This is a genomic window from Streptomyces sp. NPDC127106, from assembly GCF_042677605.1.
In the GTDB taxonomy this organism is placed as follows: Bacteria; Actinomycetota; Actinomycetes; order Streptomycetales; family Streptomycetaceae; genus Streptomyces.
In genome coordinates, this window is sequence record NZ_JBHXTC010000009.1 from 1 (window position 1) to 5,132 (window position 5,132).

The window sequence follows — 5,132 nt, forward strand, 5'->3', positions numbered from 1 at the left end:
GGCGGGCAGGTGGCGCAACCCTGCCGTACCAGCGGCAGGAGGAAACGAGAGACCGTACTCAAGCCGAAGCCCTCACGCTTTGGTGATGTGACGGACCTTCCGGGCCGGAATGCCCGGAATGCTGAGACCTGACTACGGTCTCAGCAACGGCAGAGTGTCGGGGATGCTCATGTAGATGGGGATCCTTCGGTGAGGCTCGGTACCTGTACTGGCCTGAGGGGCGGGACCCTGCAGGTGTCGGTGATGCGGCTTTGCTCTCCTTCCTCGAGGACGGTGGCACCGCCCCTCGATGTGCTTGGCCCGGCTGGCGTGGGCCCGAGACAGAACCAGCCGGGCTGCGGTCTTCCCAAGGCCCGGCACCGGCCCCAACAGCGGTGACGCCCTGCTGCGCGGAGGACCGGTCTCCCGTCACGCCCTCGAAGGGTTGCAGGCCAGAACTCCCTGATGAGGCTGTACTGAAAATCCAGCGCACCGTCCCTCCGCCAGGCGCACTATGACACCTGATCATTTCTTGCGCTTTTGAAGGCTGGTGGCAGGGATACGTCTTTTACCCATCTCGATGATCAGGCCGGCGGCCCTGAACGCGAGGTTGAGGGCAACGGTCTCGGGAACCTGCTGGTCGGGGCCGAGGTGTCCGGTGATGTAGTCGCCCATCCGTACATCCGGGTCCAGGCGCTTGAGGACCATGTAGGCGATGGACTCGGCTTCGACTTCGTTGCGCGCATGGACCTCTACGGTCTTCGGCAAGAACCGGTCGGGCCAGGCACCCTCGGGTCCTGCACCGAGATGCCCACAGAGCAGGTGGCCGATTTCGTGGGCAAGTGTGACGTAGCGGTCCAGCAGGGGCAGGTTCCGGTTCACCTCGATCTCGAACAGCGTCGGATATCTCTCGTGGTGGTCACCAGGTCTGCTTCCCGGGCGCTCGACGAATCCGTCAGACGTGCTGCGGTACGTGCGCCCGCAGGAGGAAGCCCCGTGCGCGACCAGGGTAAGCCGGATACCCAGAGGCGCAAGGTTCGTCTGGGTGTAGTGCCAGACCTCGGCAAGTTCCCTCTCGCTGGCCCGGGAAGCCACCGAGACCGGTGCCGTGATCGCCTTGGGCAGAGGCAGTGCCCCAGGCAGGGCCTCAGTGTCCCCGACGTCGTAGACGAGCATGTACGGCCCACGAGGCTGGAATATCAGCAGCGGCTGGGCACCGGGCTTGAGCACCCGCTGGTACTTCGACTTCCACTCCGAGGAGGGCAGAACGTAGCGCGCCCCCGGCTTCTGGATGTGGACCACCATTGCGTTGAACGGTGCATATCTCTTGAACCGGCCGACGAACTCAAGCATCTCCAGGTAGTCCGAGGACGAGCGATAACGCTGGGCGCCGCGGACGAGGTCGTCGATCGACGCCTTGGCCAGCTCCGCCTGGGAGGCCTCAACCTCCGCGGCCCAGTGCAGATCGAGCCCGTGCTGCACAGGTGCCGGTTCCTCATGTTCGAGGGGAATCCATCGCAGCCGCTTCCAGTCTTCGAGCTGTTGCTCGGCCCAGCCGGGCTCGACCATGTGCGCGAACGACAGCAGCCCGGTCACGTGGGCGTCCAGCTCGGCCAGGTCCTTGAACTTCTGATGGCGGCGATGCTGCTCGATGCCGAACGAGGCGGCCCCTCGCAGATGCTTGGTGATACGACGCTTGTACTCGCGCGTCAGGCGAGGAGTGGGACCGTCGACGAGGATGCCCAGCACACTGCGGCGCGCACCGGGACGGGCCACATAAGTCTTCTTTGTGTTGAGCCTCATGCCTAACGGTTCCAAGGCCTTCTTCACACCCGCTACGAGACGGTCGACGTCTTCGTGGCGAACGGGCCGACGGCTGGAGAAGTGCAAGTCGTCGCTGTAGCGCGTGTAGCGCAGCCCCAAGGACTCGGCCAAGTGGGTGACCACAGCGTCGATGTCGCGCATGACGAGGTTCGAGACGTATCCGCTGGTGGGGGCGCCCTGCGGCAGGAACCCTTCGCGGGTGTGCTTGTAGACCAGATCGGGACGGGAAACAGAGAAGCTCTGTCCTACGGCCTCCAGACGGACGCTTCGGCACCCGGTACCACGGTTCGTCCAGGTCCAGTTCGGCCCCGGCGGAGAAACGGTGACCAGCCGGGCCAAGGTGAACGTGCGCAAGGTACGGCCCGTACGGCGAAGGCCGATCTCCTGACGGCCGTCGTCGTCCTCCACAAGATCGATCCGGTACTCGCGCCCTGCCAGGTGGCTCCAGGCATCCTTCAGGACAGCGTGGATGTGCCGTTCCCGGATGCTTCCGAAGAAGTCGGCGATGTCCAACCGAATCACGGTGTGGGATCGCAGATGTACGGCAGCGCAGTCCACCACCGATCGGCCGCTTCGATAGGCGAACGCTGCTGGGTGCGGCTGGAACCCGGCTGGAAGATGCTCGAGGCGCGCCAGGATGCCCCGTTGTATCTCGGACAATCGGCGGACCGGGGTGTGCAAGAGTCGCAGTCCGCCACGGCGCTTGGGTATCCGGTGCTCGGTGTAAGGGTAGATGGAGCCGCTGACGACTGCCTTGCGGAACTGTGCCGGGGTGAGGTCCTCGAAGTCCTCTGCCATCGTCACTGAACCACTCCGTCCGTGCCCGTGAGACGCAGCCGACGAGCCTCACCTTGATCCTTCTGCCGCCCCAACACTGGCGGACTGCTGTATCCCTCCACCACCCCGTGCAAGCACAGGGACCGCTCCCAGACACCGATGTGATCAGCACCAAGTGGCCGAGACCGAAGGGCCCATCGCTAGGGATGGGTTCCTGAGACCCGCCGACTGCGTTGATCCGGATCGTAACCTCCCTGCGAGTCGGTCTCACCCGCCGGGTCACCTGATGAATGCCAAATGATGACAGTCCTGGGCATAGTTTCGGCAGGCTTCGACGAGTCGGCCGTCCCTCGACCGGCGGCCCGGCGGTCCACCCGCCGGTCGACCGGTTGTGGGAACAGGACGCCGGTTCGCCTCCTGCGTAGGCCTCCATCGAAGCATGCTCATCGCGCGGCGTACCCCAGGGCTTCGAGCCACAAGGAACTCCAGTGACGCATGTCGCAGAACTACCCGAGGAACGTCAGGCGGACCTGGCGGTCGGGGTTGTCCTTGTTGGTGTCGACCAGGCAGACGGACTGCCAGGTTCCGAGCTGCAGACGCCCGCCGAGGACCGGCAGGGTGGTGTGGGGCGGGACGAAGGCGGGCAGGACGTGGTCGCGGCCGTGGCCGGGGGAGCCGTGGCGGTGCTGCCAGCGGTCGTCCGCGGGCAGCAGGGTGTGCAGTGCGGCCAGCAGGTCGTGATCGCTGCCGGCTCCCGTCTCGATGACGGCGATGCCCGCGGTGGCGTGGGGCACGAACACGTTGAGCAGCCCGTCGCGGCCGGCCGCGGCCTCGGACAGGAACCGCTCGCAGTGGCGGGTGAGGTCGGTGACGGTCTCGGAACGGCCGGTGGCCAGGTCGAGCACCCGGGTGGTGAAACGGTCGGACATGGGCACCATGGTGGTCCATTGCGGCGTGCCGTGCGCACACCCGCCGGGTGGCGCGGCGGCCGACGCGCCGCCCGTGCGCCGGAGCGGCCCGCCGGACCGAGCGGACGACCCGGGAAGGCGACGGCCGCGTCGGATGCGCACGCAGCGCCGTGTGGGTGTGCACCGGGAGGCTGTTCGGACGAGCCGTAACGGTTCGGCGGGTGAGATCCGCGGGGTGGCGCCGGTCCTGCGCCGCAGCCGGCGGGAACCTCGCAGTGTGCATCCCACTCACTCCGCCGGCGACGGTGCGCACCGCCCGTCCGCGTCCGGCCCCTGCCACTGCGCCGTCCTTCCCCCCTACATCCTCAAGAACCTCGCCGAGGCGGACGACCCGAGGATCCGCGAAGCCGCCGAGAAGACGCTCGAGGTCGATGCCCGGCTGCGCGAGGCGCGAGCCGCCGCGCCGAGGGAGGTGACGCGTGCCCCCGTCACCGCGGGCGTCCTGGAGCGGACGGTCTTCGACACCCACGAGACCCGCGAACTCCCCGGTGACGTCGTCCGGACCGAGGGCGCCGACCCCGTGGTCGACGGAACCGTGAACCGCGCCTACGACGGCCTCGGCCTCACCTTCGCCTTCTTCGAGGAGGTCTACGGCCGCCACTCGATCGACGACCGGAACCTCCCGCTCGACGCGACCGTCCACTACCGCCGGAAGTACAACAACGCCATCTGGAACGGCCGCCAGATGATCTTCGGGGACGGCGACGGCATCGTCTTCAACGACTTCACCATCGCCGTCGACATCCCCGCCCACGAAATGGTCCACGGCGTCACGCAGTACACGGCAGACCTCCTGTACGAGTACCAGTCCGGGGCGCTCAACGAGTCGGTGTCGGACGTCTTCGGCAGCCTGGTCAAGCAGTACGCCCGCCGCCAGACGGCGGAGGAGGCCGACTGGCTGATCGGCGCCGGACTGTTCACACCCACGGTGCGCGGCCAAGCCCTGCGCTCGATGAAGGCGCCGGGCACGGCGTACGACGACCGCCTGCTCGGCGGCAAGGACCCCCAGCCGGACAACATGGACCGCTATGTCGAGACGGACCTCGACAACGGCGGCGTCCACATCAACTCCGGTATCCCGAACCACGCGTTCTACCTGGTCGCGAACCAGATCGGCGGCTTCGCCTGGGAACGGGCCGGCCAGATCTGGTACGACACCCTCACGTCCGGAGAGCTGGGCCCGCACGCCGACTTCAAGGACTTCGCCCGGGCCACCGTCGCGGCGACGGAGCGGCGCTACGGGCGGGGCATGGAGTACGAGGCGGTCATCAAGGCCTGGGCCCACGTCGGCGTCAACGGCAATGGCTGAGCCGGACCCGTTCCGCACCCAGGCCGCCCCCGGTCCCGTCGCACCGGTGCCATGCGCATCGAGGTGACGCGGAGCGGAGGCGTCGCCGGAATCACGCGTCGGGCCGCACTGGAGACGGCCGGCCGGCCCGACGCGGCCGAACTCGAACGCCTCGCCCGCCAGGTCCTCGGCGAAGCGGGCCCGGGGGGGGGCGGGCGGGCGCGGCCCCCCCCGCGCCCACGCACTGATCCGAAAAAGACACAAACCACGCCCACACACAACTAGATCTATATTGT

The 5,132-nt window shown here is 67.5% G+C and carries 3 protein-coding genes; 1 reads left to right on the forward strand and 2 read right to left on the reverse strand.

Translation table 11 applies throughout. The features are described 5' to 3' along the window. Positions 1-504 precede the first annotated feature (504 nt). Together ACFVGY_RS11510 and ACFVGY_RS11515 are read right to left on the reverse strand one after the other, a co-directional pair. Positions 505-2,601: an RNA-directed DNA polymerase gene (locus tag ACFVGY_RS11510; RefSeq protein ID WP_385674912.1), complete on the reverse strand. Its 2,097-nt coding sequence runs from the start codon at positions 2,599-2,601 to the stop codon at positions 505-507. Positions 2,602-3,086: 485 nt separating this feature from the next. Continuing rightward, complete coding sequence (locus ACFVGY_RS11515) at positions 3,087-3,509, reverse strand: secondary thiamine-phosphate synthase enzyme YjbQ (RefSeq protein WP_385674557.1); 423 nt, start codon at positions 3,507-3,509, stop codon at positions 3,087-3,089. A gap of 256 nt (positions 3,510-3,765) precedes the next feature. Here ACFVGY_RS11515 and ACFVGY_RS11520 point away from each other — a divergent pair, with 256 nt between their 5' ends. After that, on the forward strand, positions 3,766-4,857 hold the full coding sequence (locus ACFVGY_RS11520; protein ID WP_385674560.1) for a M4 family metallopeptidase: 1,092 nt from the start codon (positions 3,766-3,768) through the stop codon (positions 4,855-4,857). The last annotated feature ends 275 nt before the right edge of the window (positions 4,858-5,132 follow it).

What these genes read in the sequence shown, in the direction of transcription:
- ACFVGY_RS11510 (WP_385674912.1), bottom strand. Translation starts at nt 2,601, where the DNA reads ATGGCAGAGGACTTCGAGGACCTCACCCCGGCACAGTTCCGCAAGGCA.
- ACFVGY_RS11515 (WP_385674557.1), bottom strand. Translation starts at nt 3,509, where the DNA reads ATGTCCGACCGTTTCACCACCCGGGTGCTCGACCTGGCCACCGGCCGT.